Annotated in this window: 22 protein-coding genes and 1 tRNA gene; 4 read left to right on the forward strand and 19 right to left on the reverse strand. The window is 61.5% G+C overall.

Annotated elements, in window-relative coordinates:
• Positions 1–88 precede the first annotated feature (88 nt).
• From rsfS to ABG996_RS02740, 19 genes are all read right to left on the reverse strand, one after another.
• Positions 89–544, reverse strand: coding sequence for a ribosome silencing factor (gene rsfS, locus ABG996_RS02650; protein ID WP_347478526.1), 456 nt, complete (start codon positions 542–544; stop codon positions 89–91).
• Positions 545–571: 27 nt separating this feature from the next.
• Positions 572–1,105 carry a bis(5'-nucleosyl)-tetraphosphatase (symmetrical) YqeK gene (gene yqeK, locus ABG996_RS02655; RefSeq protein WP_347478549.1) on the reverse strand — a complete coding sequence of 178 codons (534 nt, stop codon included), beginning with the start codon at positions 1,103–1,105 and terminating at the stop codon, positions 572–574.
• Between the two features lie 87 nt (positions 1,106–1,192).
• On the reverse strand, positions 1,193–1,870 hold the full coding sequence (gene nadD, locus ABG996_RS02660) for a nicotinate-nucleotide adenylyltransferase (protein WP_347478527.1): 678 nt from the start codon (positions 1,868–1,870) through the stop codon (positions 1,193–1,195).
• Positions 1,871–1,873: 3 nt separating this feature from the next.
• Complete coding sequence (obgE, locus tag ABG996_RS02665) at positions 1,874–3,370, reverse strand: GTPase ObgE (RefSeq protein ID WP_347478528.1); 1,497 nt, start codon at positions 3,368–3,370, stop codon at positions 1,874–1,876.
• An 85-nt stretch (positions 3,371–3,455) separates the two neighbouring features.
• Positions 3,456–3,713 (reverse strand): 50S ribosomal protein L27, encoded by a 258-nt coding sequence (rpmA, locus tag ABG996_RS02670; RefSeq protein WP_006236075.1) that lies wholly within the window; start codon positions 3,711–3,713, stop codon positions 3,456–3,458.
• Between the two features lie 33 nt (positions 3,714–3,746).
• Positions 3,747–4,121, reverse strand: a complete 375-nt coding sequence (rplU, locus tag ABG996_RS02675; protein WP_117786063.1) for a 50S ribosomal protein L21 — start codon at positions 4,119–4,121, stop codon at positions 3,747–3,749.
• 67 nt (positions 4,122–4,188) lie between these two features.
• On the reverse strand, positions 4,189–5,001 hold the full coding sequence (locus ABG996_RS02680) for a TIGR03936 family radical SAM-associated protein (RefSeq protein WP_347478529.1): 813 nt from the start codon (positions 4,999–5,001) through the stop codon (positions 4,189–4,191).
• On the reverse strand, positions 4,998–6,875 hold the full coding sequence (locus ABG996_RS02685) for a TIGR03960 family B12-binding radical SAM protein (RefSeq protein WP_347478530.1): 1,878 nt from the start codon (positions 6,873–6,875) through the stop codon (positions 4,998–5,000). The genes ABG996_RS02680 and ABG996_RS02685 overlap by 4 nt, the downstream gene beginning before the upstream one ends.
• A gap of 9 nt (positions 6,876–6,884) precedes the next feature.
• Positions 6,885–7,814, reverse strand: a complete 930-nt coding sequence (locus tag ABG996_RS02690; RefSeq protein ID WP_347478531.1) for a YcjF family protein — start codon at positions 7,812–7,814, stop codon at positions 6,885–6,887.
• An 18-nt stretch (positions 7,815–7,832) separates the two neighbouring features.
• Positions 7,833–9,059 carry an FtsW/RodA/SpoVE family cell cycle protein gene (locus ABG996_RS02695; protein WP_347478532.1) on the reverse strand — a complete coding sequence of 409 codons (1,227 nt, stop codon included), beginning with the start codon at positions 9,057–9,059 and terminating at the stop codon, positions 7,833–7,835.
• Positions 9,060–9,068: 9 nt separating this feature from the next.
• Positions 9,069–11,138: a penicillin-binding protein 2 gene (gene mrdA, locus ABG996_RS02700; protein ID WP_347478533.1), complete on the reverse strand. Its 2,070-nt coding sequence runs from the start codon at positions 11,136–11,138 to the stop codon at positions 9,069–9,071.
• Positions 11,139–11,151: 13 nt separating this feature from the next.
• On the reverse strand, positions 11,152–11,718 hold the full coding sequence (locus ABG996_RS02705; RefSeq protein ID WP_022094761.1) for a rod shape-determining protein MreD: 567 nt from the start codon (positions 11,716–11,718) through the stop codon (positions 11,152–11,154).
• Positions 11,719–11,729: 11 nt separating this feature from the next.
• Positions 11,730–12,671: a rod shape-determining protein MreC gene (mreC, locus tag ABG996_RS02710; protein WP_271738812.1), complete on the reverse strand. Its 942-nt coding sequence runs from the start codon at positions 12,669–12,671 to the stop codon at positions 11,730–11,732.
• A gap of 78 nt (positions 12,672–12,749) precedes the next feature.
• The gene (gene mreB / locus ABG996_RS02715; protein WP_006236061.1) at positions 12,750–13,781 is read right to left on the reverse strand and encodes a rod shape-determining protein; all 1,032 of its coding nucleotides are present in this window, start codon (positions 13,779–13,781) and stop codon (positions 12,750–12,752) included.
• A gap of 127 nt (positions 13,782–13,908) precedes the next feature.
• Positions 13,909–15,213, reverse strand: coding sequence for a tetratricopeptide repeat protein (locus ABG996_RS02720; RefSeq protein ID WP_229065279.1), 1,305 nt, complete (start codon positions 15,211–15,213; stop codon positions 13,909–13,911).
• Positions 15,214–15,224: 11 nt separating this feature from the next.
• Entirely contained in the window at positions 15,225–15,767 is a 543-nt protein-coding gene (locus ABG996_RS02725; protein ID WP_006236059.1) for a peptidylprolyl isomerase, read from the reverse strand.
• A 107-nt stretch (positions 15,768–15,874) separates the two neighbouring features.
• Positions 15,875–17,017 (reverse strand): zinc ribbon domain-containing protein, encoded by a 1,143-nt coding sequence (locus ABG996_RS02730; protein WP_195919140.1) that lies wholly within the window; start codon positions 17,015–17,017, stop codon positions 15,875–15,877.
• Positions 17,018–17,120: 103 nt separating this feature from the next.
• Positions 17,121–19,844 (reverse strand): HAD-IC family P-type ATPase, encoded by a 2,724-nt coding sequence (locus tag ABG996_RS02735; RefSeq protein ID WP_347478535.1) that lies wholly within the window; start codon positions 19,842–19,844, stop codon positions 17,121–17,123.
• Between the two features lie 75 nt (positions 19,845–19,919).
• Positions 19,920–19,996, reverse strand: a tRNA-Arg gene (locus ABG996_RS02740).
• Positions 19,997–20,200: 204 nt separating this feature from the next.
• Here ABG996_RS02740 and aroF point away from each other — a divergent pair.
• From aroF to aroA, 4 genes are read left to right on the forward strand one after another with little or no spacing between them, the layout of a single operon-like run.
• On the forward strand, positions 20,201–21,223 hold the full coding sequence (gene aroF, locus ABG996_RS02745) for a 3-deoxy-7-phosphoheptulonate synthase (protein ID WP_022094767.1): 1,023 nt from the start codon (positions 20,201–20,203) through the stop codon (positions 21,221–21,223).
• Between the two features lie 3 nt (positions 21,224–21,226).
• Complete coding sequence (locus ABG996_RS02750) at positions 21,227–22,141, forward strand: prephenate dehydrogenase (protein ID WP_238022461.1); 915 nt, start codon at positions 21,227–21,229, stop codon at positions 22,139–22,141.
• A gap of 36 nt (positions 22,142–22,177) precedes the next feature.
• On the forward strand, positions 22,178–23,284 hold the full coding sequence (aroB, locus tag ABG996_RS02755) for a 3-dehydroquinate synthase (protein WP_347478537.1): 1,107 nt from the start codon (positions 22,178–22,180) through the stop codon (positions 23,282–23,284).
• Positions 23,278–24,597 (forward strand): 3-phosphoshikimate 1-carboxyvinyltransferase, encoded by a 1,320-nt coding sequence (gene aroA, locus ABG996_RS02760; RefSeq protein WP_347500964.1) that lies wholly within the window; start codon positions 23,278–23,280, stop codon positions 24,595–24,597. Before aroB ends, aroA begins: the two co-directional genes overlap by 7 nt.
• Position 24,598: the final 1 nt, after the last annotated feature.

Here is a 24,598-nt window from a genome sequence, read left to right on the forward strand (position 1 = left end):
GCAAAAAGAAAGCCGGGCAGCTGCGAATGGCGCAACTGACCGGCGAACGGTAGAGGGTGGCTAAAAAAGCCCCAGCCCAAATAAGGCCCTAGAGGAGGTCGAGTGGAAGCTGGGGGGCGTCACCCCAGAGCTTTTCGAGGCGGTAGAACTCGCGCGCCTCGGGAGTGAAGACGTGGACGACAACCGAACCGTAGTCCATGAGCATCCAGGTCTTCTGCTCGCGGCCCTCGATGGAGAACGGATGCTCGCCGCAAGCCTCGGCGACCTTCTCCTCGATCTCGTCGACGATGGAATCGACCTGGCGGTTGTTGGTGCCGGTAGCGATGACAAAGTAGTCGCACACATCGGAAAGCTCAGTCAGGTCGAGCACCTGAACGTCCTCGCCCTTCTTGTCGTAGGCGGCCTGCGCGGCGGCGCGGGCGACATCCTCGGCGGCAACACCGCTCGCGGACAGCGAGGCAGCGGTGCGGTCGGACGTGGCAACGAAGCTCTTGTGCTCCACACGTTCAAGAATCTGCTCGTCGGTCATGGTCTCGTCGGCCATGGAATACCTCTTTCTAGACAGCCCGAGCTAGCGCAGCTGGGCGTAATGGTTGTAAATCGTAATAGCCGTGGGATAAAGATAACGCCCGGTCTGGATCACATAGACCAGACCCTGCGCAAAACAGGAGAAGAACAACTCATCGAGTGAGGACTTCCCCACCATCTTGCGCAGCGCATGGGCATAATCGCCGTGGCGGTTAGGTTCGATGGCATCGGCCACAAAGACCACCATATCGAGCGGCGTCATGTCGCAAGCACCCACGGTGTGACGGTCGACAGCCTGAAAGACCGCCGGCGACAGCTCGGGAAAAAGCTGCGGAAGCTCATAGGCAGCAACCGGGCCATGCAAAAGCGGCGTCGCGGCAGACGGAGAGCCGGCAATCTTAATGCCATAATGCAGAGCGCGCGTGACCAGCTCGTCGTTGGAGAGCACTTTGTCCCAGTCATGGATCAGGCCGGCGGCTGCAGCATCAAAGCGGTCGACACCGTATACCTCGGCTAGGTGCAACGCAGTCTCGGCAACCCCGAGCGAATGCACGTAGCGCTTACGTTTATCCTTCATGCGCACATCGAGCAACTCGTGGATACGCGTCAAGAGCGCGCGCTCGTCGCCCTCAAACTGATCTTCTACCGACAACGTTCTCCCCCATCAATCAAAATCGTCTTGCCCAAGATCGGCATACAGACCGCGTTTACGGATATAGCCGAGCACGGACTCGCTCGTAAGATAGCGCACGCTCATGCCGCGAGCAACCCGCTTGCGAATGTTGGTCGAGCTAATCGCCAGCGCCGGAATCTGAATATAGCGAACGTCGAACGGCAGCCCCGATTCCTTAATCCGCGCCCGGGCCGTATCGATGTCAAAGCCGGGACGCGTCGCAGCAATAAAGGTTGCCAGTTCGGCAATCTCATCTGCATTGTGCCAGGTCACAATATCGATAATCGCATCGGCACCCGTAATAAAGTAAAGCTTCACCTGTGGCGGGTAAAACTCGCGAAGGGCACGCAGCGTATCGGCTGTGTAGGTGACACCGGCACGATCGATCTCGAAGCGGCTTGCCAAAAAGGCCGGGTTCGCGGCGGTCGCGAGGACCGTCATGGCATAACGGTCCTCAGCAGGCGTCACCGGTTTGTCGAGCTTAAAGGCAGGAGAGCCGGCCGGCATAAAAAGCACAGCGTCCAAGTCGAGTGACTCGCGAGCCTGCTCGGCAGTAACCAAGTGCCCGTAATGAATCGGGTCAAAGGTGCCGCCCATAATGCCGAGCCTAAACTCCTGTCCGTCCTCTATGGGAAGCTCGGGCAGACCGATTCCACCGCGCAGCGACATGGCTTACTCGCCCTCCGGGGTCTCGACGTCTTCCGCAGCAACAGCGTCATCGGTACCGTCAATGGCATCCACCGCGTCGACAGCCTCCAAGCTATCGTCCGCGACATCCTCGACATCAACGACCTCGACGGCGACGTCCTCGCTACCGTCCTCAAGCTCGTCCTCGAACTCCGAGAAGTCCTCGGCGCCCTCAAAGTCAAAGGCGCGCTGACAAATGCGAACCTCGTCGCCGGCGCGGCAACCGGCCTTTTCGAGCGCATCGTCAACACCCATGCGGGAAAACTTATGCTGCAGATAGATGACGGCCTCCTCATTTTCCCAGTCGGTCTGGATAACCAAGCGCTCGATGGCGCGACCGACCACGCGGAAGGCATGAGGCTCTTCTTGGACAATACGGAACCGCTTCTCGCGCTGCAGGCGGCGACGCTCCCACTCCTCGTCGCGCAAATCGACCGGCTCATCAGAGACCGCCAGCTCAGCGCGGAGCTTGGCCACCTGCTCGCCCACGGCAAGCATCAACGTGTTGAGACCGGCACCCGTCACAGCGGACACGGCAAAGAACATATGCCCGTCGTCGAGCGCCGCACGCTTAAGGTCGGCAATCTTGTCGGCCGTGCCCGGCGCATCGCACTTGTTGGCGACGACGATCTGCGGACGCTCCGAAAGCTCAGCGCCATACTGCTCAAGCTCACGGTTAATAATGCGATAGTCCTCAACCGGATCGCGATCCTCAAACCCGCCCGTCATGTCAACGACATGCATGATCAAGGCCGTGCGCTCAATGTGGCGCAGGAACTGATGGCCCAGGCCACGACCCTCGCTCGCGCCCTCGATGAGACCGGGAACGTCGGCAACGACGTAAGAATATTCGCCGGCACGCACCATGCCCAGATTGGGCACGAGCGTGGTAAACGGGTAGTCGGCGATCTTGGGGCGGGCGGCACTCATGCGTGCAATGAGCGAAGACTTACCCACCGAGGGAAAGCCCACGAGCGCGGCATCGGCCATAAGCTTCATCTCGAGCTCGATCCAGTGTTCCTCAGCCGGCTCGCCGAGCTGGGCAAACGCGGGCGCGCGGCGCACCGACGTCACAAAATGAGTGTTACCCAGACCGCCAGCACCACCGGGCGCCACGACAACGCGCTCGCCGTCGTGCACCAGGTCGGCAATCTCGAACATCGGGGTCTGCGTCTCGGGATCGAGCTCGCGGACTACGGTGCCCATGGGGACTTTCAAAATCAGGTCCTCACCGCTTTTGCCGTTGCGGCGGGCACCCTGGCCATGCGTTCCGCGCTCAGCACGAAAGTGATGCTTAAAGCGGTAATCGATCAGCGAGGACAGCTGAGCGTCGGCCTGAATGACGACGTTGCCGCCACGACCGCCGTCGCCGCCATCGGGGCCGCCCTTGGGAACAAATGCCTCGCGCCTAAACGACATGCATCCGGCTCCGCCGTCGCCGCCGCAAACGTTAATTCGGCTGATATCGGTGAACTGTGACAACAGAATCGCCTCCTACAAAAAAGAGGGAGACCCTTGAATCCTAAAACTCAAGTGCCTCCCACATATGTGCTCTATGAAGGGTGAATTACGCGTTCGCGAGCGGGCGTACGCTGACCCTGTGCTTGATACCCTTGTGGAACTCAACGGTACCGTCGACCAGCGCGAACAGCGTGTCGTCCTTGCCACGGCCAACGTTCTCACCCGGGTGGATGTGCGTGCCGTGCTGACGGACGAGAATCGTGCCCGTGGTTACCGTCTGGCCGGCATAGCGCTTCGTGCCAAGGCGCTGACCGCGGGAGTCACGGCCATTACGGGAGGAACCGAGTCCTTTTTTGTGTGCCATTGTGTATACCTACTCTTTCGTTACGAGTGTAATCTACTCGGCGACGGGAGCCTCGGCAACAGCCTCAGCCTCTGCCTTGACAGCCTTCTTGGCGCGGGAGGTAGCCTGAACCTTCACGATCTTCAGCTTGGTGAGCTGCTGACGGTGACCCTTCAGACGACGATAGCGCTTACGCTTGTGGAACTTGAAGACCAGCTGCTTCTCGCCCTTGAACTGCTCAACGATCTGAGCGGTAACCTTGGCCTTGGCCAGCTTGTCGGGATCGGTGACGATCTTCTTACCATCGTTGAGGAAGATAACCGGCAGGGTGATCTTATCGCCCTCATTGCCCTCGATCTTCTCGACGGTGATGACATCGTCGGTGGCGACCTTGTACTGCTTGCCGCCCGTGTTAACGATTGCGTACATGTTTACTTGCCCTTCATGCATCAGTTAGTGCAACAGCCGAATATAGTAGCAGGCGATAATACCCCCGTCAACGAGTATGTGGAGCAAATCCACAAGTTCGCACAGGTATGGGGCTGACGAGTCGGCCCTCGTCGTCCTCGCATGCTTGATTCTGACGCTCGACATCGTAGGAGCAGATGGTCACGAGGTCTTGCATACCGGTGGAAACAATAGGTGCATCGACGCCCGGGGTCAAGCCCTGCAACAAAACATCAGCTGCGGAAAGCAAAATTTCCGGACGCATGGAGCCCTCGTTATCGGCATGGGTGTCGAGCATGAGCACCAGATGGTCCGGGCGCTCCCCTGCCGTAAGCTCGTAGCCCACCAGAGTGTGGTCAAGATCTTGGCGCTTGCTCTTCTTACCGCGTGCGTAGTCGATGCCGTGCCCCGCGCGCAGCGTATCGATAGCGCGACGCACCTCGTCGGCATCCACCGGTGCCTCAGAATCGAGATGCAGATCGATACGATAGGACAGACGCGTGAGTTGCGCCGTCAGCGCCGGCGTGCGCACGTCGATGTAGGCGGCCTCGATGGGGGCCAGATCGGCCGGAGAGGCAGCAGCCAGGCGCCCAAACGCCTCGTCGAGTGCAACGAACTCGGTCATAAACAGGTCATACCACTCGCAGGTCGACGACGTTCCCACCGGCAACGCCGACGAAAAGCCCACGCGCATGTGCGGGGAGAAACCCTGCGTCACGGCGTAGGGCAGCCCCGCGCGACGCACGATGCGCTCAATGGTATGAATCACTTCGAGATGGCCCAGGTACTTAAGACGGTCGCGCTTGCCATAGCGAACGCGAAGCCTAAAGAGCGTGGAGTTGTCGGTCAAGCGCTCACTCATGCGCGATCACCCACCAATACGTTCTTGGCATGGAGCGTGGGGCAGATTCCACAGCCGGTGCACGACGTGCGGGTGCAGTCGGGCGTCGTGACACCCTCCAGCGAGCGGCGGTACTCGCGCTCGAGAAAGCCGCGCGAGCAGCCGGGGCTCACGTGCTCCCAGGGCAGGCGCCAGTCCAGTTCGTAGGGCAGGTGCACGAGCTCGTTGAGGTCGATGCCGTTTTTGGCCGCCGCCTCTTTCCAGTTATCGAGCGAAAAATGCTCCACCCAGGCGTCAAAACGCGAGCCCGCACGCCAGGCGTCGATGATGACCGGCGTCATGTCACGGCCGGCGCGAGACAGCGCGGCCTCAACGAGCGAGGTCTCGGCATCGTGGTAGTGCACGCGTACGGCGCGGTTGCGCACGCTCGTGATGAGCAGCTTTTGGCGGCGCTTGACATCGTCGTAATCGAGCTGTGGGCACCATTGGAAGGGTGTAGCGGCCTTGGGGATAAACACCGACACCGAGATGGACACCGAGATGGAGCCGCGGCGCGCCTTGGGAACCACGGAGCGGCCGAGCTCGAGCACATGGTCGGCCAGGTTGGCGATGGCCACGATATCCTCATCGCGCTCGCCGGGAAGGCCCATCATGAAGTAGAGCTTCATGCGGTTCCAACCAGCCTCGAAGGCCGCCTTGGCCGCACGGTCCAAGTCCTCCTCGGTCACATTCTTGTTGATGATGTCGCGCATGCGCTGACTGCCGGCTTCGGGGGCAAACGTCAGGCCGCCCTTCTTTTCGCCAGCGACCGACTCGGCCATATCCACGCCAAACGAATCCAGGCGCTGTGAGGGAATGGACACGCGAATACCCGTATCTTCCAGACGGCGGTTGAGCCTGCCGAGCACATCGCGGATGCATGAGTGGTCGGTGGTCGAGAGCGAGGTGAGCGACACCTCGTCATAGCCGGTCTTTTCCAGGCCCTGGATCACCGAGGACACAATCTGGTCGGCCGAGCGCTCGCGCACCGGGCGATAGGTCATGCCGGCCTGGCAAAAACGGCAGCCGCGGGCACAACCGCGCAGAATCTCGATCGACAGGCGATCGTGAACGAGCTGCGCGTAGGGCACGCACGACTGCGACAACGGATTGGTAGCGCCAAAGTCCTCAACGACGCGCTTGTAGACCACCGGTGGGACGTCCTTGCCTTCGCGCGGCACGGTGTAGCCATGCGGCGAGCAGGGCTCGTCATGGCGCACCTCGTAGAGCGACGGCACATAGGTGCCACCGACCGTCGCGAGCTGCTCGACAATCTGAGCGCGCGAGACGCCCTCGTCGCGCAAGCGGCGATGCAGCTGGCAAACCTCGAGCAGCGACTCCTCGCCCTCGCCAATGAGGATGGCATCGAAGAAGGCTGCATACGGCTCGGGGTTATAGACCGAGGGACCACCGGCAATGATGATGGGGTCGTCCTCGGTGCGGTCGGCCGCCAGCAGCGGAATGCCGGCTAGATCGAGGGCCTCGAGAAAGTTTGTCACGGCCATCTCATGCGGCACGTGCATGCCGACGATATCGAACGAGGCCACGGGTGCTGCGCCCTCGAGCGACAGCAGCGGGATACCAGCCTCGCGCATGGCATCGCCCATATCGGGCCACGGCACATAGCCGCGCTCGCAGGAAATGCCCTCGGCCTGATTGAGGATGTTGTACAGGATGGCAATACCCTGGTTGGGCAGGCCAACCTCGTACACATCCGGGTAAATCATGCAGCAACGATAGTCGGCATCGGCCTTGGAGAGCGTGCCCCACTCATGGTCGATATAGCGACTCGGCTTCTCGACCTTTGCGAGCAGGGGCTCAATCAAATGAAAACAGTCTTGGTACACAGCGCGCAAAAGAAACCCCTAAGCAGCGAGATCGGATGCGTCCTCAAAGGGACCCATGGGACGAGTAGCGCCGGCAACCGTGGTCACCAGGTCGCGAACGCGCGAGAACGTGGCGGCAGCCACCTCGTTGGCACGGCTGTAATCGATGTCGCGCTCATACAGCGAAACGAGCGCACGGCCCATACCATAGGTGCCCGCGGCGGCGGTCAGCGCCTTGACGACAAACCCAATATGCGGCGTCTGCTTTACCAGGGCGCGGGTGACGGCGCGGAGCACCAAGCCGCCGGCAAGCACGCCCGCGACCTCGTAGCCGCGCTCGGGCTTAATACCGCGTCCAAAGATGGCCGCGAGCTCAAAGAGCATGCCCACCTGCGCCAGCGCCATAACGGGATAATCGGCCCCCGGCAAAAACACCAGCGCACCCGTCGCCATATTGGTAAGCGCGCACGAGGTGATGATGCGGTTGGCGGCGGCGATACGCATAAAGGCAAAGTTCGCCGCAAAGGCTGTCTCCTTGTCCGTGCGGTCGAGAATCCAGCGAGCGAGCGTCTCGAGCAGATACGTCTTATCGGTAGCCGCCACCGCGCCGAGCATGGGCGTGGACTCCTGGATAAAAGGCACCTCGACAGCGGACTCGGCCAGCACGCACACGGGGGCGCCGGCAATCACGAGTTCCTGCACGGCGCTCTCAAGGCGGTCAGACCCGCACGAAAGCACCAGCACCACATCGGTATCGGTCTTGGGGACGATACGGTCCTCACCCAGGCGCTCAACGCGCACAATGCCCGACGTCGTCTGCGGCACGAAGGCATCGCGCACCGTCTCGACCAAAAAACGCGAGGCAGACGAATCGAGGTAGACGGACACGCGAACCGGCGTGTCGGAATCCTTCTTGGTGGTCGCGCCCATCTTAAAGACGCGGGTCAGCTTGTCCACGGGAATCTTCATAGCAAACCCCTCCAGCGGTTACGCGGCGCCCGAACGATGCCGCCATATGGATTGTACGATACCCACCGTCAGCAACTGAATCATCATCGAGGACGAACCAAAACTAATAAATGGCAGCGGAATACCGGTAATCGGCATCATGCCAATGCACATGCCGATGTTCTCGAAGGTCTGGAACGCCCACATGCCGACGATGCCCACGCACGATAGGCGCAAGAACAGCGACTCGCACTTAAAGGCAACGCGGATCGTCGAGAAAATCAGCAGCACGTAGAGGCACAGGAGCAAAAAGGAGCCGCAGAAGCCGAACGTCTCGGACAGGAAGGCGAAGACGAAGTCGGTGTGGAACTCGGGCAGAAAGCCACCGGCAGACTGCGTCGCATGGCCCAGCCCTTTACCGAAAAAGCCACCCGAGCCGACGGCAATGAGCGACTGCTGCAGGTTGTAGGCATCATCCGAATCGGCATTATCGGGGTCGATAAAGACGGTCAGTCGGTTCATCTGGTACTGCTTGATCAAAACGTCATGGCCCAAAAGAGAATCGAGCACCGAATCGAGCGCCAGGATGAGCGCCACCAGGCCCACAAGCAGCGCCAAGGTCGACAGCACCCATTCGCGACGCGCACCGCTCATGCAGATCACAACGGCACCCGACACCAACACGACCAGGCCCGAACCCAGGTCGCCCATGGCGACGACGGCCAAAAACGGAACGGAGAGCATGCCGCAGAGCTTAATGTAGTCGCGGGCGGTATCGATGCGGCCGTTGTACTGCGAACCAAGCGTGGCGATAAAGAAGATCGTGATGAGCTTGGCAAGCTCGACCGGTTGGAAGGTAAGGCCGATACCGGGAATCTTGATCCAGCCCGTCATGCCCAGACCGCCCGTATAGGACAGACCCGGAATCTTGGGCGAGAAAATCACAATGAGGTCGATGACGAGCAGCGCCGTCGAGAAGTTAGAGATGCCGCGCAGATCGGTACGCCAGACGAGCACCGCAAGCACCGCACCGATGCCGATGCCCAACAGGTGGCGCGAAAATGAGGCGTCGGCCTTAAACTGCGATGCCGACCAAATGATGATGGCACCATAGGCAACGAGTGCCAAGGTTGCCAGCAGCACGCCGATGTGCACCTTCTGGCGAAACGTGCCGCGCGAGGCCGAAAGCTGCTTGTTGACACGGTCCAGGCTGCTGCGGGAACCGGTTTTAGTTGAGCGGAACAGGTCCGCCGGCGAAAAATCCATCGCAACCTCCTATCGAACCGAAGAATCGCCCGTGGCAGAAGATGTGTCGGGCTCGTCATAAATGGCACCGAGGACATCGCGCACGACGTGCAGCGCGGTATCGGAGCCACCACCGCCCTGTTCCAAGACAGTGACAATCACGTACTTGGGCTCATCGGCCGGCGCGTAGGCGCAAAACCACGCGTAATCGTCCTCGCCGCTCTTCTCGCCCGTGCCGGACTTGCCGTAGACCGTGGGGGTCAAGGAGTTAAAGTGCGCGGCGGTCGAAGTCGACGCCGAGTAAATCACATCGTGCATGCCGTTACGGACCAGCGCCAGGTCGGCATCGCTATTGATATGGGCCTCCAGGCGCTTCTTTTTGCCCTTGCCGTTGTACTTATAGGCATCGCCGTCGCCATCGCGCGACACGGCAGACAAAAACACGTGAGGCACGTACTGTTTTCCGCCGTTGGCAAGACCCATATAGGCGCACGCCATCTGCAGGGGCGTCACCAGGATGTCGCCCTGGCCGATGGCAATGTTGGTCATATCGCCGGCATTCCACTTGCGGTCCTCGGCAGAGGCGTCGGTGAAGTACGACTCTTTCCACTCGGCATCGGGAATACGGCCCGCGCCCTCACTCGGCAGATCGATACCGCAGGTCTTGCCTAGACCCCAGCGACGAAAGACCTCCTGCAGGCCCTCGGGATGTTGCTCGTCATAAAAGAACGCCTTGCCCATGTCGTAGAAGACGGGGTCGCATGAGTTGGCGATACCCGACTGCAGCGTCATGGTGCCGTGGCCGGAATGCAGCCAACAGTACTTGCCCCACGACTTGCCCAGGCCCGTCCAATAGCCCGTGCAGTTGGTTGTCTGCGTTGAAGTGTAGGTTCCAAACTCAAGACCGGCCAGTGCCGAGAGCGGTTTGATGGTCGAGGCCGACATGTACTGTCCGCTAATGGCGCGGTTGAGCAGCGGGTGCGAACCCTTGTCATCATTGAGCTCGGTCCACACGTCATTTGATACGCCGCCGATAAAGACGGACGGATCGAACTTGGGCTCGCTCGCCATGCCCAGGATCTCGCCATTGTTGGGATCGAGACACACCACAGCGCCGTTGCCGGCATTGCTGTAGCCAGTGGTCTTGGCAAGCTCGATAGCGCTCGCCAGTGCCGTCTCACAGGCCTGTTGGATCTTAAGGTCGAGCGTGAGCTTAATGTCAGAGCCGGCCTTCGCGGGCACGGCGCCGGCCTGACCGGTCACATTGCCCGAGGCATCGACCTTGACGGTCTGCTCGCCACGAATACCCTGCAGCAGGTTTTCGTAGTAGCTCTCAACGCCCGCCTGGCCCACGATATCGCCCGACTGGTACGTAATCTTGCCAGCAGAAGCATCATCATCGCCAGAGGTTTTCTTATTCTGAGCCTCGAGCTGCTCGGAGGTAATGGTGCCGGTATAGCCCAAGATATGGCATGCCGTCTCGCCATATGGATACTGGCGCTCGGTACGCTCGGCAATCTTGACGCCCGGGAACTCGCCGGTGTGCTCCTGAATATAGGCAACCGTGGAGCGACGGACGTCCGTCGCGATGGTATGCAGGCTCTGGGCGCCCTCTGTATTGTCCTGAATATTGCGAAGGACCGCCACGTAAGGCATTCCAAGCACGTTGGCAAGATGGCGAACCAGAACCTCATCCTCGGCAAGGTCGCGGTAGGCCACGACAGCAAGTGAGGGACGGTTCTGGACAAGCGCCACGCCATTGCGGTCGAGAATGCGACCGCGCACAGCGGGTGTGGTAACGGTGCGAGTCTGATTACTATTAGCCTGCTTCTCGTAATAGTCCGACGAGACCATCTGCATGCCCCACAGCTTGACGGCAAGTGCCGCAAACATCGCGCCCACACCCGTGGTGAGGATGGAAAAACGGCCCTTAAAGGCGGTCGCCGCGGTATTGCCCTCGCCCTCGGTGGCGCGCGGGGCCGTTCCATGCTGTGTATCGTAGGTAAAACGGGAATCGCCACGACGCATGATGACCAGCGCGACCACGATGGCCACAACCAGCACGATACCGGCGATAATAACCGTCATCTGGGAAGACATCTACGGGCCTCCCCTATTTGAGCTTGCGGGTCTTGGGCTTAAAGCGCATACCCGTCTGGCGTCCGCCACGTGCGGAGAATCCATAGCCGGACTGCGGCACGACGCCGGACATCAAAAACGGAATGGCAACCAGACCCGTCAGGATCGAGGACGGCAGCGCATGGCCGAAGATCGCCACGACAAAGCTCGTCTCCAAACCCATAAACAGCAAGATGATGCTGTAGATCACATTAATGACGAGCGCAAAGGCGCCCACAGTGACGCCGCGCGCACTCGGGGTACCGCCCGTCTGACCGACGGCGCTGTGCACCAGGGCAAAAGAACCCACGGTCAGCAGGAGCGACATAACGCCCACCGGCACGGCAGCGGACAGGTCATAGAACAAGCCGCTGCAAAAACCGCACACGACGGCACGGGTCGGGTCGCCCGAGAACACGCTTAGGCACACCAGGATAATCATGAAGTTGACGCGACCGCCCGCAATGGAGATCTGCGGTGCCAGGCCTGCCTGCAGCAGCACGCACACAATGGCAGCGATCACAAACGTGCGGGAGCTCATCCCCTGCTCGTGTAGATCCATGGACATGCCCCCTATTCGCTCGAGCCGGAATCGGTCGTCTCGGACGTGTCGGAACTGTCATCCGAGCTCTCGTCCTTCATCTTGGTTGCAGCATCGCGCGACGTTCCCTGCGGCGTGCTGTTGGCCGTGCTCACGTCCTCATCCGAGGCCGACTGTTCGTCGGTCAGCGAGGTGATGACCAGCACTTCCTCGTTGTTCTCGGCCGTGGTCTGAGCGCGCACCACAATGGTGTAGTACACGTCGTTTGCCGATTTCTCAACCGACGAGACGGTGCCAAGCGGAAGGCCCTTGGGGAACACGCCACCGATGCCAGAGGTCACGATGATATCGCCAACCTTAACATCGGAGTCGACGCTCACGTACTCAAGACGCAGCGTGCCGTCAGCCTGACCCTGCAGCATACCCTGGGCGCGCGTGTCCTGTACCATGGCGGACACGCCCGAGTTCTCGTCGCCAATCAGGCGCACGGTAGAGGTCTTGGCCGATACCTCGATAATCTGGCCGATAACACCGGCAGAACTCGTCACGGGCATGTTGATGGTAAGGCCGTCGGCAGAGCCCTTGTCGATGGTAACGGTCGAGGTCCAGGCATCGCCGGAGGCACCAACGATACGAGCTGCGGTCGATTTGAGGTTGTAGGTCGATTGCAGCCCGACCAGGCCCTCCAGGCGCTCGGCAGTCTTTTGAGCCTCAGAAAGCTCGGCGACCTTAGAGGTCAGCTCCTCATTTTGCTTCTTGAGCTCGTCGAGCGTGTCCTGCGACGCCGTTAGGTTAGAGAACACGTTGCCAATCGCATTGAAGGGAGCCGCCACAGCCGAGCCCACAAAGCGCACCGGAGAGGTAATCGTCGTTACGCCCGAACGCACGGCATGAATCGGCCCTGCCTCGCCCTCGCGGATGTAAAACGTGAGCAGCAACACCGAAATCAGGCTGAAAACAATCAACGGGCGCATACCCGTTGATTGTCGCTTGGTATTCAGATTTGTGGAGAAACCCGAAGATCGTGCCAAATGGAATCCACCTTTTGGAAATTAAGCATTGGTCTGGACGAAGCCGCCATCAAACGCATTGGCCTCGAGCACGCGGGCACAGCCGTTAACGACGTTATCGAGCGCCGTGGGGCTGACGTTGACCGAAACACCGGTCTCATCGCGCAGGCGCACGTCGAGACCGCGCAGCAGCGCGCCGCCACCAGTCAGCAAAATGCCGTAGTACATAAGGTCCGAGGCAAGATCGGGAGGCGTAGCGTCGAGTGCGTCCTTGACGGCCTTGGCCATCTCGTCGAGCGGCTTGTTGAGCGCGCGACGAATCTCCTCGCTCTCGATGCGCACGGTCTTGGGCAGACCGGTGATCACGTCGCGGCCGTTGACCTCGACGTCGAGCTCGTCCTTGAGCGGCACGGCGGAACCGACCTTGATCTTGATGTCCTCTGCCGTACGCTCGCCGATGGCAAGGTTGTAGGCATCGCGAACGTGCGTGAGGATGGCCTGATCGAACTCGTCGCCGGCAATACGGATGGACTGCGAGACGACGATGCCGCCCATAGCGATAACGGCAACCTCGGTGGTACCGCCACCGATGTCGATGACCATGGAGCCGGTGGGCTCCTCGACAGGCAGGTCGGCGCCGATAGCGGCGGCCATGGGCTCCTCGATCAGGTAGGCCTGGCGAGCGCCGGCCTGGATCGTAGCCTCAAAGACGGCACGCTTCTCGACCGACGTGACGCCGGAGGGAACGCAAACGACAACGCGCGGACGCGGGGTCCACGGATAGCGCTTCTCGGAAGCCTTGTCGATAAAGTAGCGAAGCATGGCCTCGGTAACATCGAAGTCGGCGATGACGCCGTCCTTCAGGGGACGAACGGCCACGATGTTGCCGGGCGTACGGCCGAGCATGCGCTTTGCCTCGATACCGACCGCCAGGATGCGCTCGTCGTTCTTGTCGATGGCGACAACAGAGGGCTCGCGAATGACAATGCCCTTGCCGCGCACGGAGACAAGCGTATTTGCGGTGCCGAGGTCGATGGCAAGATCGCCCGCATAGCTACCGAAGAACATATCCATCAAAGAAAACAACGCAACTCCTGATGTGTTGGATGATTGCTGGAAAACTACTAGCTCATGATACTAGCGCAAGCCCGGCACCTCACTTGCGGTGAAGCGCCGGGCAAAGCTAAATCCCATAAGGTCACTACTGGTTGTCAGCAGCCGAGAAATCCATATCGAGCGAGGAAACGGCCCAGCCGATATGATTGTCGGAGCGCACGAATTTGACGGTGTACTCCTGCTCGCCGCCCTTGGACAGCGAAGCCTTGACCTTGGCAGTCGTCTCGGTCATGGACTGATCCATGCCCTCGACGGACACGGTGGCGCCCTGCGGAATCGAGGAGATGATCATCGACTTGGCGTCCTCGGACAGGCTCGAGGCCAGGCAAGACTCGGCCTTTGCGGTGTCACCGTCGCCGGCAGCCTGGAACAGATCGGTGATAACCGACTCCTGCGAGGGGAAGCCAAAGCCGCGCGTGTAGGCAAAGCCCAGACCGCCCGCAGCAATCAAAATGAGCAGAAGCAGCACGATGAAGACTTTGAGACCCGTGTGGCGATGGCGACGACGGACCTTGGCCTGCTTACGATCCTGACGGTCCTGCTGGACCATCTCGGACTCTGACAGTGTAAAGAAGCCGGTGTCCGAGGGATCGGGCATAAACTGACCGGTCGCGCCCGTAGGATCGAGCGGATCGACGGCAGGAGCGTCCATCGCAGGCGCCGGAGCCGTGGCCATAGCCGTCTGGGCAGACAGCGCGGCAAGCGAATCGTGCACGCGGGCAAGCTCATCGGCCTGCTCGGAGGTAAGCTGGTAGATGCCATCGGCAGTAGCGGCGTTAAAGGCGTCGAGTGCGTCGGAGGGACGGCCGGCGGCAGAAAGCGCCTGACCCATGCCGGCGTTGAGCGCGCGCGTGTCGTCACGGGGACCGGCAAAGTCGATAGCCGTACGGTAGGTCTCCACGGCATCCGCCGGACGGCCGAGCTTAATGAAGCAACGACCGAGCTCGCCGAGTGCGGCGGCAGGAGCCGGATTGGCGCCGTCGATGGCAGCCTGACGGAAGGCAGTACCTGCGTTGGCATAATCGCCCGACTGGAACAGCGCATTGCCCAGGCCCAGATAGGCCTTGAACGGCGTGGCATAGGAAGCATCCTGCGTAGCAGCAGAGAACGCCTGGGCGGCCGTCGTGTAGTCGCCCACGGCGGCGAGCGCCTTGCCGCGGTTGGTGAGCAGCGCGCCGCGCTTGCCGTAGGTGCCGTCGTTGAGGGCGGCAGCATAAGCCTCGGCGGCCTCAGCATACATGCCCAGGTGCATCAAGGCGTTGCCACGAAGGTGATCGGCCTCGCCCATAATCTCATCGGGAGTCTTTGCCGCCCCAAGCATCTGGGCTGCAGCGGAAAAATCACCCGCGCGGTAAGCGGCGCGGCCCTGTTGGATCAGCTGGCTATTCAAGGAAGTCCCCTTTACTCGTGAACGATCTCGACATGGACGATCTCGTCGCCGGCACGCAGCTGCGAAATCACATCGAGACCCTCGACCGTGGTACCAAAGACGGTGTAACCGGAATCGAGGTTATGCTGGGCGCCCAGGCAGAAGTAGAACTGCGAACCCGCGGAATCGGGGTCCATGGAGCGTGCCATGGCAAGGGCACCATCGACATGGCTGTTGCGCGGATTGGTGGCAAACTCGCCCTTGATGCAGTAGCCGGGGCCACCGGTACCGGGCATGCCGTCGGGGCCCTCAAGACCAGCGGCGACGTCGGCGCCGGACATATCGCGGGTATTGGGGTCGCCGCCCTGGATGACAAAACCGGGCACATAGCGATGGAACTTAAGGCCATCATAGAAGCCCATCGTGGAAAGCTCGCAGAAGTTCGCGACATGAATGGGAGCGCCCTCGCCGTCAAACTTGACCTTGATGGTACCCTTCGACGTCTCGATAACGGCGCACTCGTCGCCGGCAAGCTGATACTCGGGCGTGTAGAGCTCTTTCTTAAAACCAAACATGTGGTTCCTTCCTCGTGCGTTTAAAGCATATTTGTACGAATTGTAGCAATAAGCATGCGCTTACATCAATTGCGCACGTAGGTTATGCCGACTATGGCGAACTAATTTTAGGAACGCTGCTGCGGCTTCCAGGAACCCACATTGGCGTCGTACTGGTTCAGTGCGCTGTTGCCGCCCTGCGCGATGGGCGCCAGGATATCGCTTTGGTGGGAACTCATCGACTCACCATCGGGAATGGCCAGCGAGATGTCCCAGCTCTGACAGATCACGTCGACACGCTCGTACATCCACTCGGCAAGCTGCTTTAAGTGGGCGATGTCGTCCGCATAGACCGTATCGTCCTGATACTTAAGGTTGTTAAGCTCATCTTGCGTCTTTTTGATCTGGTCGCGCAGGGCGTAGGCACTCTGCGACAGCTCCTGGCGGGTGGACAGCGGCGTTCGGAGATAGCCGTTGTTAAAGGAATCGATGACCTCGCCGATCTGGTCCTCATCACCGTAGGACACGATGGTCTGATACAGACCGTCGAGTCTGGTATAGAGCTGATCATCGGTGAGCACGGTTTCTTCCTGGACCACCTCGGCAGAATCGTCCTGCTTGGTATCGTCCTCAGTCGCCTCGCCCTTTTGGCGCGTGGGGAAGGTCGTCTGCGCAGCCTGGCCAAACTGGTCGTAGAAGGCAGGCATGACACCCATGGGATCGGCCGTCACGAACCAATAGGCACCGCCGCAAACGACGGCAAGGACCGCGATGACGATGAGCGGCTTGGGGATATGACGCTTGTGCTTGTGATAGGCGTCCTCGTCGGGATGCACCTTGCGCTTGGGTTTTTGAGCATCGTCATGCAGGGAAACGGGCGTGGGAATATCGACCTTGGGGATACCGAAATCCTTATCGAAAGCCGGCAGCACGCAGGTCTCGTTAGGATCGGCGGCGTCCGAAAGAACCGCGGCAGCCGAGGCGGGCGCATGAGGCACCTCGGTATCGATCTGCTCTTGCGTTAGGCGCGGAAAGCCCGCCGTGCGGCCCGCTGCCAGGTCGGATGCGGCCGCGTCCTCGGAGAGGATACCCGGAGCAGGGCGTCCGCATTTTGGGCACGTGCGATCATGCGGAGAAAGACGGGCACCGCAGCCCTCACAGAACACGAACTCGGTGTGCTCGGGACCATCGCCCGGACCCACATAGGCGTTGCAGTAGGGGCAGAACGAGGCGCCGTCCTCGATAGTCTTAAGGCAATGCGGGCAGATCACGGCATCCTCTTTTCGAAGCAATTCAAACAATCGAGGTTAGAGCATAACATCGCCACGGCCCCACAGGAACAAGGCACCAATTCAACATCGCCAGGGCGCGTAGTTACTTCTTCTTTTTGCTTGGCATCGAGACTTTGATGCCTTGGGCGGACTTGGTCACACGAGAGCGCTTAGCTCCGGTACTCTTCTTTTTCTTGGGCTGGGCCTGGGCCACGCCCTCGAGTGCGCGGGCCTCGGCCTCGCGAGCGGTGCGATCTTCGCGGCGCTGCGCCATGTCGGCGGCGACGCGCTTGGCAAAACGTTCGGCCGTCGAGCCCGTCGAGCTCACCTTGCCGCCACCGCGACCCAGGCGAACGCGCACACCGCGGCCAAAACCAGTTGCGGCATGACGACGACGCGGCTTGAGCGAATCCATCATCGTGGCGAGCTTAAAGAACACCGAGCAGGTAAAGACCACGATAACAGCCAAGATAACCATCTGGCCCATCGACAGGTTGGCAATAGACAGCAGCTCCGGGAATCCGATAACGCCCACCAGGATGCCGGCGACTACAAACACAAAGAGCACCACACGTAAGGGCGTGAGAGGCTGCGAGATGCGCCAGATTAGGCTGACGCTCGCCGCGCACGACGTAAGCAGGCACATCGTAGACAGCGTGAGCTGGCTAAAGCCAAACACGCGCGCCACAAAGATGTCGAGCGCCGCAGCCAAAATGACCGCAATCGACGCCGGCAGTGCACGCTTGAGTACGTTGCTCAAAAACGCACCCTTCACACGAGCATTGTTGGGCTCCAGGCCCAACACAAAGCCCGGCGCGCCGATGCAGAAGAAGTTAATGAGCGTCATCTGGATGGGCTCGAAGGGGTACGGCGGCAGCGCGATACACAGCGCCGCCAGGCCCATCGAGAACAGCGTCTTGGTCAGGAACAGTGAGGCCGAACGCTGCAGGTTGTTGATGGAGCGACGGCCCTCGGCCACCACGGCGGGCATCGAGGCAAAATCGTTGTCGACGAGTACGATTTCGGCCACATTACGCGCGGCATCGGAGCCGGCCGCCATGGCGACGGAGCAGTCGGCCTCCTTGAGCGCCAGCACGTCGTTGACGCCGTCGCCCGTCATGGCCACGGTGTGCTCGCGGCGCTTGAGCGCCTGCACGAGCTCGCGCTTCTGCTGCGGGGTCACACGACCAAAGACATGGTAGCGGTCCACTGCGGCATCGAGCTTGGCCGGCGTATCGAGCGTCGTGGCGTCCACATAAGCGTCCGCCCCCGGCACGCCCACCACGCGCGCGATCGACGACACCGTACGCGGGTCGTCGCCACTGATCACGTTGAGGGTCACGCCCTGCTCGTTAAAGTAGCCGATGGTCTCGGCCGCCGAGGTACGAATCTCATCGCGGATGGTCACAAAGCCCACGGGCTCGGCCTCGCCCACCATATCCCCATCGGGCGTAAAGCCGTCCACGCGCGCCACCACGAGCACGCGGCAGGTATCGGCAAGCTCGGCGACACGGTTCTCGACCTGCGAAAACACACGATCAGAGAGCACAAACTGCGCGGCACCCATCACATAGGAGCCCTGCGCAAAAGAAGCGCCACTCCATTTTTTAGACGACGAGAACGGAATGACCGACAGCGGCTCAGACACCTCGACCGGGCGATCGGCGTAATAGTTGAGCAGCGCCTGGCAGGTCTCGTTGGCATCGGCCAAAGTCGCACGCGCGACGTTAGCCAGCGCAAAATCGAGCACTGTGGTATCGACGGGAACAGCCGCCTCCTCCGAGTCCACGCCAAAGCCAACACCCTCAACAGGCAGCGGGTAGGTGCCCTCGACCTCCATACGACCCGACGTGATGGTGCCCGTCTTGTCCAGGCACAGCACGTCGACGCGCGCGAGCGTCTCGATGCAGTAGAGCTGCTGCGCCAGCACCTTGCGGCGGGCCAGGCGCACCGTGGCGATGGCGAGCACCGACGAGGTCAGCAGCACCAGGCCTTGCGGGATCATGCCCAGCAGGGCGCCCACCGTGGACAGCAGCGCCGACGAAGGCACATGACCAGCCAACAGCTCGGAGAAGCACCACGAAAGCGCGCTATCGCCCGGGGTTCCCGCGGCATCCCACAGCCCACTTACACTCGAGGCGAACAGAGCCAGGCCAAGCGGAATCATGATGATGCTCGCAAAGCGCACGATGGCGTTAAGCGCGTTCATGATCTCGGAATTGACCTTTTTGACGTACTTGGCCTCGTTATTAATTTTGGCCACGTAGTTGTCGGCGCCGACATGGATCACGCGGGCGCGCAGCAGGCCCGAGTCGATAAAGCTGCCGCTCATGAGCTCGGAACCGGGCTGTTTCTTAATAAGGTCGCTCTCGCCCGTCAGCAGGCTCTCGTTCACGAGCGCCTCGCCCGAAACCACCACGGCGTCAGCGGGAATCTGGTCGCCGCGCCCCAGGCGGATGATGTCGTCGAGCACGATCTGGTCCAGGTCGAGCTCCACCTCGGCGCCATCGCGCACCGCGATGGCCTTCTTGGAGGTCAGCAGCGTGAGCTTATCGACCATCTTCTTGGAACGCATGGACTGAATGACGCCAATAGCGGTGTTCAAGAACACCACGAACAGGAACGTCAGATTCTTAAACGAACCGGTCAAAATGACCAGGAAAGCCAAGATCACGTTGATCAAATTGAACAGCGTGCAGAGGTTCTCGATGATGAGCTCTTTGACCGACTTGGTCTTGAGTTCCATGTTGCGGTTGATTTTACCGGCGGCGATACGCTCCTCGACCTCGGCGGTTGAGAGTCCGCGCTCGATATCCGTTGCTGCCATACCACGTCCCATCACGTCGCGTCGGTATAAGAAAACCGCCCGGACCATGCGAGGTTCGGACGGTCTTACGTTCGATGGTGCCCCATGTTGGATTCGAACCAACGGCCTTCTGCTCCGGAGGCAGACGCTCTAATCCCCTGAGCTAATAGGGCCAACGGTTGGCATTATACCCAAGTGCACCACGGGCTATCAAAATAAAAGAAAAAGCTTTGCAATTCCGAGGAAGACGAGCCGCAACGGCCCACTTTAGAAGGCAAAAGCGAGTCAGATAGTATAAACTCTCATGCACCATATATACACGGCTCGCGATGCGGGCCGTTTTTGCAAAAGTTATCCATCGAGGTGAGAGGCACACCATGATTGCAATTTTAAAGCAGAGCGCCAGCGACGAGGCCGTAAGCCATATCGTCAGCTGGATTGAGAAAAAGGGTCTGAAGACCGATGTCTCGCGCGGCGAGAACGAGACGATCATCGGCCTGGTGGGCGATACGACCAAGATCGACCCGTTCCTGCTCGAGTCCATGGATGTCGTCGAGCGCGTGCAGCGCGTCTCCGAGCCGTTCAAGCGCGCCAACCGTAAATTCCACCCCGAGGACTCCGTCATCGACTGCGGCCACGGCGTCAAGATCGGCGGCGACCAGTTCCAGGTCATCGCCGGCCCGTGCTCCGTCGAGGGCGAGAACCTCATCCGCATCGCCCGCCGCGTGAAGGCCGCCGGTGCCACGATGCTGCGCGGCGGTGCCTACAAGCCCCGCACCTCCCCCTACGCCTACCAGGGCATGGGCCCCGCCGGCCTCGACCTGCTGTGCGAGGCGTCTGCCGAGCTCGACATGCCGATCGTCACCGAGATCATGGATCCACGCGACGTGCAGGTCTTCTTGGACAAGAAGATTGACGTCATGCAGATCGGCGCCCGCAACGCCCAGAACTTCCCCCTGCTCAAGGAGGTCGGCAAGACCCAAACCCCGATTCTGCTCAAGCGCGGCATGTCCGGCACGATCGACGAGCTGCTTATGGCAGCCGAGTACATCATGAGCGAGGGCAACGACAACGTCATCCTGTGCGAGCGCGGTATCCGCACCTTCGAGACCCGCACCCGCAATACCTTCGACCTCAACGCCGTGCCGGTTCTGCACCACCTGTCGCACCTGCCCGTCGTCGCCGACCCCAGCCACGCCACCGGCTACACCCGCTACGTTGAGCCCATGGCGCTCGCCGCGACCGCCTGCGGCGCCAACGGCCTGGAGATCGAGGTCCACGACGAGCCCAGCCGCGCATGGTCCGACGGCGCTCAGGCCCTCACCCCCGACCAGTTCGACGACACCATGCGCCGCATTCGCGCCATCCGCGAGGTCGTCTGCCAAGAGACCATGGAGTAGCCCATGGGTACGGTGAGAAACGCGCGCGTTAACCAGGGCGGCCCCAAGTGCGCCGGTATCGTCGGCCTTGGCCTCATCGGCGGTAGCTTTGCCCGCGGCTATGCCCAGGCGGGCGTCCGCGTGCTGGCCTGGGACCCCGATGACGATGTCATGACGGCCGCCAGCATGGGCACTGTCGCCGGAGAGCTCAACGACGAGACACTCGGCGAATGCGACATCATCGTCCTGGCTTGCTACCCCGAGGCCTGCATCGAGTGGCTCGAGGCGCATGCCCAGGCGCTCGCCGACGCCACCGACACCGAGGCCATCATGGGGCCCGTGGTGATCGATACGGTGGGCGTCAAGGGCATCGTGTGCGAACGTGCCTTTGAGCTTGCCCGTGAGCACGGCTTTTACTTTGTGGGCGCACACCCCATGGCGGGCACGCAGTACTCGGGCTACGCACACTCCCGCGCCGACCTGTTCCAGGGCGCGCCACTCGTGCTCGTGCCGCCCGCGGTGGACGATGCGCTCAAACTGGAGCTTTTGGGCCAGGTGCGCGAGATGGTGCGCCCCTTGGGCTTTGGCAAGTTCAGCGTGACCAGCGCCGCCGAGCACGACCGCGTCATCGCCTTCACGAGCCAGCTTGCGCACGTGGTGTCCAACGCCTACGTCAAAAGCCCCACCGCCCAGGTCCACCACGGCTTTTCGGCCGGTAGCTACCGCGATCTCACCCGCGTGGCGCACCTCAACCCGCAAATGTGGTCCGAGCTCATGATCGACGACGCCGACGCGCTCGCCTACGAGATCGACCATCTGATCGAATCGCTCGGCGCCTACAGCCGTGCGCTCAAGGACCGCGACCAGCGCTATCTGGAGAATCTCCTTGCCGAGGGCGACCGCATTAAGCGCGCGCTCGACGACGAGACCTCCCACTAGACCACCTATCACGCCAGGTCGAAAGGACCGAAGCTTATGGCGATTACCATCGATATCGACACTGCACGCCCCTACCAGGTGCATGTTGGCACGTTTTTGCTGGAGCAGGCGGGACCACTCGTGCGCGCCACTGCCGGCGGTACCAAGGCCGTCATCGTGACGGACACCAACGTGGGCCCGCTCTACCAGATGCCCGTTAAGCAGAGCCTGGAGGCGTCAGGCTACGAGGTGAGCATCTGCACCTTCGAGGCCGGAGAGGCCCATAAGCGCGCCGAAACCTATGTTGCCATTATGGAGTTTGTGGCAGAGCACGAGCTTTCGCGCTCCGACGTGATCGTGGCACTCGGTGGCGGCGTCGTGGGCGACGTGGCGGGCTTTGTGGCCGCCACCTACATGCGCGGCTGCAAGTTTGTGCAGATCCCGACGAGCCTGCTCGCCATGGTGGATTCGTCGGTGGGTGGCAAGACCGCCATCGACCTGGCTGCCGGCAAGAACTTGGCCGGCGCCTTTTGGCAGCCGAGCGTGGTTATCGCCGACGTGGGGTGCCTGGCCACCCTCACGCCCGAGCAGTTCGCCGACGGCTGCGGCGAGGTCGTCAAGCACGCCGTGATCGCCGACCCGGAGCTTTTCGCCGAGCTGGAGAAGACCCCGCTCACGCTGGAGCTGCTCAACCGCGATGTGGCGCGCGTAGCGCTCATCATCGCCCGCAATATCGACATCAAGCGCGCCGTGGTCGTTGCCGACGAGCGCGAGATCAACCAGCGCAAGCTCCTCAACTTTGGACACAGCGCCGGACACGCCGTCGAGGCCTGCGAGCACTTTGAGCTCGGACACGGCAACTGTGTGTCGATCGGCATGGGCATCATCACGCGCGCCGCGGCTCTGCACGGCATTTGCGATGCTGCACTGCCCGGTCGTATCGAGGAGCTCTGCGCCCGCCATGGCCTCAAGACGCGCTGCGACCTAGATGCCGATGCCGTTTTTGCCGAGGCGCTCCACGACAAGAAGCGCGCGGGCGACACCATCGACCTGGTGATTCCGCACGGCATCGGCCGCTGCAGCATCGACCGCACGCCGCTTTCCACTTTCCATGATTTAATTGCCGAGGGCCTCGGCCAGAAGGGAGACGCATCCGCATGCTAGCCCGCATCACCCCCTCCCCGCTCAAGGGCACCGTTCCCGCCATTGCGTCCAAGTCGATGGCGCACCGCCTCATCATCTGCGCCGCACTTGCCAACGGCGAGACGCACGTGACCTGCAACACGACCTGTGCCGATATCGAGGCCACGATGCGCTGCCTCACAGCGCTGGGCGCCCGCATCGAGACCGTCGAGGATGGCTTCCAGGTCCATCCCACTATGAAGAGTATTGAGTTTGGCCTGCTCAAGGCACTTGCCGGCGGCACGCTCGACTGCGGCGAGAGCGGCTCCACGCTCCGCTTTATGCTGCCCGTCGCCTGCGCGCTGGGGGCAGAGGCAACCTTTGTGGGCCAGGGCCGTCTGGGCGCACGCCCCCTCTCCCCGCTCTCCGACGAGATCATTGCCGCCGGCTGCGACCTGCAGGGTCTGGGCGGCTTTCCGCTCAAGACAAGCGGCCGCATGCGCCCGGGCACCTTTATCCTGCCGGGCAACGTGAGCTCGCAGTACATATCCGGCCTGCTGCTGGCAGCCCCGCTGCTGGCCCAGCCCTCCTGCGTTCAGGTGACCGGCCTTATCGAGAGCCGCCCCTATATCAACCTGACCATCCAGGCTATGAAGGCCTTCGGCGTCGAGGTCAACGTCGAGCGCATCCCCGCCAAGGACGGCCAGCCCGAGATCACGAACTTCCGCGTGAGCAGCGGCTCGTACCGCACGCCTGGCAACGTGGCTGTTGAGGGCGACTGGTCCAACGCCGCCTTTTGGCTGTGCGCCGGCGCCATCGGCTCCGACCCCATCACTGTCGAGGGTGTGTCGCTCAGCTCGGCCCAGGGTGATCGCAACGTGCTCGCTGCGCTTTCGCGCTTTGGCGCCCGCATCGTACGCTCCACGAACGCCGCCACCGTCCAGTCCGACAAGCTCGCCGGCTTTGAGATGAGCGCGCACGACATTCCGGACCTGGTGCCCGTCATCTCGGCCGTGGCATCGCTGGCTCAGGGCCGCACGTTCATCCGTGACTGTGCACGCCTGCGCATCAAGGAATCCGACCGTCTGGCCACCACCACCCGCGAGCTCACCGCGCTGGGCGCGCAGGTGCGCATCGCCGGCGACGACCTCATCATCAAGGGCGTCGATGCCCTTACCGGCGGCGAGGTCGATTCGCACAACGACCACCGCATCGCCATGATGGCCGCCATCGCTGCGAGCCGCGCCACTGGCGAAGTCGTGATCCACGGCGCCGAGGCCGTCAACAAGTCCTATCCTGATTTCTTTGACCACTACCGCCTGCTGGGCGGCAAGGTCACGCTCGAGGAGGAATAGC

This window comes from Collinsella aerofaciens (assembly GCF_039836695.1).
GTDB lineage: Bacteria > Actinomycetota > Coriobacteriia > Coriobacteriales > Coriobacteriaceae > Collinsella > Collinsella aerofaciens_BD.

What these genes read in the sequence shown, in the direction of transcription:
- mrdA (WP_347478533.1), bottom strand. Translation starts at nt 11,138, where the DNA reads ATGTCTTCCCAGATGACGGTTATTATCGCCGGTATCGTGCTGGTTGTG.
- aroB (WP_347478537.1), top strand. Translation starts at nt 22,178, where the DNA reads ATGGCGATTACCATCGATATCGACACTGCACGCCCCTACCAGGTGCAT.
- aroF (WP_022094767.1), top strand. Translation starts at nt 20,201, where the DNA reads ATGATTGCAATTTTAAAGCAGAGCGCCAGCGACGAGGCCGTAAGCCAT.
- rsfS (WP_347478526.1), bottom strand. Translation starts at nt 544, where the DNA reads ATGGCCGACGAGACCATGACCGACGAGCAGATTCTTGAACGTGTGGAG.
- ABG996_RS02750 (WP_238022461.1), top strand. Translation starts at nt 21,227, where the DNA reads ATGGGTACGGTGAGAAACGCGCGCGTTAACCAGGGCGGCCCCAAGTGC.
- ABG996_RS02735 (WP_347478535.1), bottom strand. Translation starts at nt 19,844, where the DNA reads ATGGCAGCAACGGATATCGAGCGCGGACTCTCAACCGCCGAGGTCGAG.
- rpmA (WP_006236075.1), bottom strand. Translation starts at nt 3,713, where the DNA reads ATGGCACACAAAAAAGGACTCGGTTCCTCCCGTAATGGCCGTGACTCC.
- ABG996_RS02695 (WP_347478532.1), bottom strand. Translation starts at nt 9,059, where the DNA reads ATGGATTTTTCGCCGGCGGACCTGTTCCGCTCAACTAAAACCGGTTCC.
- ABG996_RS02690 (WP_347478531.1), bottom strand. Translation starts at nt 7,814, where the DNA reads ATGAAGATTCCCGTGGACAAGCTGACCCGCGTCTTTAAGATGGGCGCG.
- ABG996_RS02680 (WP_347478529.1), bottom strand. Translation starts at nt 5,001, where the DNA reads ATGAGTGAGCGCTTGACCGACAACTCCACGCTCTTTAGGCTTCGCGTT.
- aroA (WP_347500964.1), top strand. Translation starts at nt 23,278, where the DNA reads ATGCTAGCCCGCATCACCCCCTCCCCGCTCAAGGGCACCGTTCCCGCC.
- ABG996_RS02705 (WP_022094761.1), bottom strand. Translation starts at nt 11,718, where the DNA reads ATGGATCTACACGAGCAGGGGATGAGCTCCCGCACGTTTGTGATCGCT.
- ABG996_RS02725 (WP_006236059.1), bottom strand. Translation starts at nt 15,767, where the DNA reads ATGTTTGGTTTTAAGAAAGAGCTCTACACGCCCGAGTATCAGCTTGCC.
- nadD (WP_347478527.1), bottom strand. Translation starts at nt 1,870, where the DNA reads ATGTCGCTGCGCGGTGGAATCGGTCTGCCCGAGCTTCCCATAGAGGAC.
- mreC (WP_271738812.1), bottom strand. Translation starts at nt 12,671, where the DNA reads ATGCGCCCGTTGATTGTTTTCAGCCTGATTTCGGTGTTGCTGCTCACG.
- rplU (WP_117786063.1), bottom strand. Translation starts at nt 4,121, where the DNA reads ATGTACGCAATCGTTAACACGGGCGGCAAGCAGTACAAGGTCGCCACC.
- yqeK (WP_347478549.1), bottom strand. Translation starts at nt 1,105, where the DNA reads ATGAAGGATAAACGTAAGCGCTACGTGCATTCGCTCGGGGTTGCCGAG.
- mreB (WP_006236061.1), bottom strand. Translation starts at nt 13,781, where the DNA reads ATGGATATGTTCTTCGGTAGCTATGCGGGCGATCTTGCCATCGACCTC.